This window comes from Streptomyces sp. NPDC020965, from assembly GCF_044333555.1.
Classification (GTDB): Bacteria; Actinomycetota; Actinomycetes; order Streptomycetales; family Streptomycetaceae; genus Streptomyces.
On the sequence record NZ_JBIRRE010000034.1, the window covers coordinates 1 to 4,324 of the forward strand.

Below are 4,324 nucleotides of genomic sequence, written 5' to 3' on the forward strand. Positions count from 1 at the left end.
GCCGCGAGCAACTCCGCACGCGACTCCCCCACCACCACACCACGATGCTCAAGACCCGCACGCGACACACCCAGCGAGTACGCCACATCCACCACGGAGACATCCGCGTCGGCGGAGACGAACGACAGCAGCCGCTCGGCCTGCGCCCGCAACGCGTCGGCGGTCTTCCCGGAGACCACCCAAGGAACCGGCAGCCCGGACACCGCGGCGGGTGCTTCGCCGTCCGGCTCCGACTCTGCCTCAGGCACGGGCGCCTGCTCCATGATGATGTGGGCGTTCGTACCGCTCACACCGAACGACGACACACCGGCACGGCGCGGACGACCGGTCTCCGGCCACTCCCGAGCCTCCGTGAGTAGCTCCACCGCACCAGCGGACCAATCCACAACGGACGACGGCTCCGACACATGCAGCGTCTTCGGCAGCACGCCGTTCTGGATGGCCATCACCATCTTGATCACACCGCTGACCCCGGCCGCGGCCTGGGTATGACCGATGTTCGACTTGATGGAGCCGAGCCAGAGCGGCTGGTCCTGCTCGCGGCTCTGCCCATACGTGGCGAGGATGGCCTGCGCCTCGATCGGGTCACCGAGGGTCGTACCGGTGCCGTGCGCCTCGACCGCGTCCACCTCGGCCGCCGTCAGACCGGCGTTGGCCAGCGCCTGGCGGATCACCCGCTGCTGGGACGGACCGTTCGGCGCCGTCAGACCATTGCTCGCACCATCCTGGTTCAACGCCGAGCCCCGCACCACGGCGAGCACCTGATGCCCGTTCCTGCGCGCGTCCGAGAGCCGCTCCAGCAGCAGGAGGCCCGCGCCCTCACCCCACCCCGTACCGTCCGTGTCGTCGGAGAACGCCTTGCACCGGCCGTCCGACGCGAGACCGCTCTGCCTGCTGAAGGCGATGAACGGCCCGGGCGTCGACATGATCGTGACGCCACCCGCGAAGGCCATGGAGCACTCCTTCTGCCGGAGTGCCTGGCAGGCGAGGTGCAGCGCGACGAGCGAGGAGGAGCAGGCGGTGTCGACCGAGACCGAAGGGCCCTCCAGACCCAGCGCGTACGAGACCCGGCCGGAGACGACGGCCGCGACGCTACCGGTGGAGAGGTATGCCTCGGTGTCCTCCGGCGCCCGGTCCATCAGGTCGGCGTAGTCCTGACCGTTGGTGCCGGCGAAGACGCCGACGGAGGCACCCCGCAGGCTGTGCGGGTCGATGCCGGCCCGCTCGCTGGTCTCCCAGGCGAGTTCCAGCAGCAGCCGCTGCTGCGGGTCCATCGCCAGCGCCTCGCGCGGCGAGATGCCGAAGAAGTCCGCATCGAAGTCGGCCGCGTCGTGGACGAACCCGCCGCGGGCCACATAGGTGCTCCCGGATGCGCCCGCATCGCCGCCGAGGAGTGTGTCGAAGTCCCAGCCCCGGTCGGCGGGGAATTCGGTGACGGCGTCACCGCCCGTCGCGACGAGCTGCCACAGGTCCTCGGGGGTACGGACGTCCCCCGGGTAGCGGCAGCCCATCGCGACGACCGCGATCGGCTCCTGCTCATCGGACTCCGCCTCACGCAGCCGCTGCCGGGTCGCGTGGAGATCGGCGGTGACCCGCTTGAGGTAGTCGAGGAGCTTCTCTTCGTTCGACATTCCGGTGACACACCAATCTTTGTGCGAGGGAGCGGGAGCGCGGGGAGGCGGGGACGTGCCGGTCAGTTCAGACCGAGGTCCTTGTCGATGAACGCGAAGATGTCATCGGCAGTGGCCGTTTCGAGCTTGTCCGCGATGGCCTCCGCTTCCAGGGGAGCTCCCGCGCCGACGATGTCGTTCAACTTGGTCACCAGGCTCTGAAGCCTGGAGGTGAGGTGCATCCGCTCGATGTCGGCCGACGGGAGCGAGGTCACCGCCGCCTCGATCCGGTCGAGCTCCGCCAGCAGCGGCACCTCTCCCGACGCCGCGGCGTCGTCCGTGAACAGCTCCGACCGCAGATGGGCCGCGAGGGCGACCGGGGTGGCGTAGTCGAAGACGGCCGTGGCGGGCAGCCGCAGGCCGGACGCCGCGTTGAGCTTGTTCCGCAGTTCGACCGCGGTGACGGAGTCGAAGCCGAGGTCCTTGAAGGACTGGTCCTGCTCGACGTCCGAGGTGTCCGAGTAGCGGAGCACCGCGGCCACCTGTGTCCGTACGAGCTCCAGCAGGGCGTGGTCACGCTCGGCGGGGCTGAGGCCGGCGAGCCGGGTGACGACGGTCTCCTTCGGGGTGTCATCGTCGGCCGGCCCGACCTCGGCGGTGTCCGCCGACAGGACGGCCCTGACCTCGGCGATTCCGTCCAGCAGCGGGCGCGGCCGGGCGATGGTGAACACCGGGGCGAAGCGCTGCCAGTCGATGTCGGTGGCGATCAGATGGCTGGTGTCCTGGTCGAGGGCCTGCCGGAGGACCTCAAGGGCCAGCCGAGGGTCCATCGACCTGACACCGATGCGGCTGAGCTGCTCGTCGGTCTCGGTGTCCGTGCCGTCACCGCCCCAGAGCCCCCACGCGATCGACGTCCCGGCGAGCCCACGTGCCCGCCGGTTGTGGACGAGGCCGTCGAGGAACGCGTTGGACGCGCCGTACGCCGCCTGGTTGGCGTTGCCCCAGATCGCCGAGCCGGAGGAGAAGGTCACGAAGGCCGCGAGCTCGCGGTCCGCGAGCAGCTCGTCCAGGTGAACGGCTCCACCGATCTTCGCCCGGGTCATCCGGGAGAAGTCCTCGAACGTCGTCGCCGAGAGCTGGCGCTCGCCGTCCGGGAGTGCGCCGGCCAGGTGGAAGACGGCCGTGAGCGGTGCGGCGTCGGGGAGGGCGGCGACGAGTTCCCGTACGGACTCGCGGTCTCCCATGTCACAGGCGGCGAGGGTCACCTTGGCACCCAGCAGGGCCAGCTCGGCTTCGAGTTCGGCGGCGCCGGGCGCCTCGGCACCGCGACGGCTGGTGAGTACGAGGTGCTCCGCACCGGCGGCCGCCAGCCAGCGCGCCACGTGCGAGCCGATCCCGCCGGTGCCTCCGGTGACCAGGACGGTGCCGTTGGGCCGCCACGGCTGCTCTGTCGCCACGGCGGATTCGTCGAGGCGGGCCCGGACCATACGGCGGGCGAAGAGGCCGGCCGTACGCAGGGCGATCTGGTCTTCCTGGAGGTCCGACGCCAGGACCGAGCAGAGGATGTCCGCGGTACGGGTGTCGATGTCGGCCGGGAGGTCGACCAGTCCGCCCCAGGTCTCGGGGTGGTCGAGCGCGAAGGACGCGCCCATGCCCCAGGCGGTCGTCTGTACGGGGTTGAGCACCTCGGCCGATTCGGTGACCGCGACGGCCAGCGAGGTGGCGCACCAGAGCCGGGCGGTGGCGCCGCAGTCGTCCAGCGCCTGGACGAGAGCGATGGTGGCGGTGATGCCCTCGGTCAGCTCGGGGTGACGGGGGTGGGCGCGGTCGTCCAGTGCCAGCAGGGAGAGGATGAGCCGGGGCTCGCTCTGGGCGAGTTCGGCGCGGAGCTGCTCGGCCAGGGCCTCGCGGTCGGTGGCGGTGACCTCGAGCACCCGGATGTCGGCGCCGCCACGGCGCAGGCCGTCCAGCACACCGGTCACGGTGGCGTCGCCCTGGTGGGTGGCCGGGACCAGCACGGTCCAGGTGCCGGTGGCGCTGTTCGGGGTCGGTGCGGGCACCGGCTTCCACTCCTCGCGGTAGCGCCAGCCGTCGACGAGCGACTGCTCACGGCTGCGTGTCCGCCAGGAGGTGAGCGCGGGGAGTACGCCTTCGAGTACGTCGGTCTCGATGCGCAGGCTGTCGGCGAGCTTCGCCAGGTCGGCGCTCTCGACGGCCTCCCAGAACGCGGCGTCGACCGGGTCGGCGGCGAGTATCACCGCTTCCTTCCTGACGCTCTCGATCCAGAAGCGCCGACGCTGGAAGGCGTAGGTCGGGAGGTCGACCCGGGGACGCGTACCGCCCAGCAACGACTCCCAATCCGGTGTCACCGCACCCCGGACGAAGAGCCCCGCGAGGGAGCGCAGGAACTGATCCCAACCACCCTCACCACGACGCAACGTGCCGACGGTGACCACGGGGGTTCGGGTGGTGGTGTCGTCGTCGGTCGTGGCGGTGTGATGGGCCTCCAAGGTCTCCTCGATGCCCATGACCAGGACCGGATGCGCACTCACCTCGACGAACGCACCGAAACCCTCCGACGCCAACCGCCTGGTCGCGTCCGCGAACAACACCGGACGCCGCAGATTCTCCACCCAATACCCGGCCCCAACCTGACCCTCAACGATCCAGTCACCCGTCATCGTCGACAACATCGGCACCGACCCCGACAAACC

At 70.6% G+C, this 4,324-nt stretch carries 2 protein-coding genes; both read right to left on the reverse strand.

The window, feature by feature from the left end:
* A partial coding sequence (locus ACH4S7_RS36480; protein WP_398525735.1) for a type I polyketide synthase occupies window positions 1-1,631 on the reverse strand: 1,631 nt, incomplete at its 3' end.
* 62 nt (window positions 1,632-1,693) lie between these two features.
* Window positions 1,694-4,324, reverse strand: a 2,631-nt coding sequence (locus ACH4S7_RS36485) for an SDR family NAD(P)-dependent oxidoreductase (RefSeq protein ID WP_398525736.1), incomplete at its 5' end; no start/stop codon positions are given.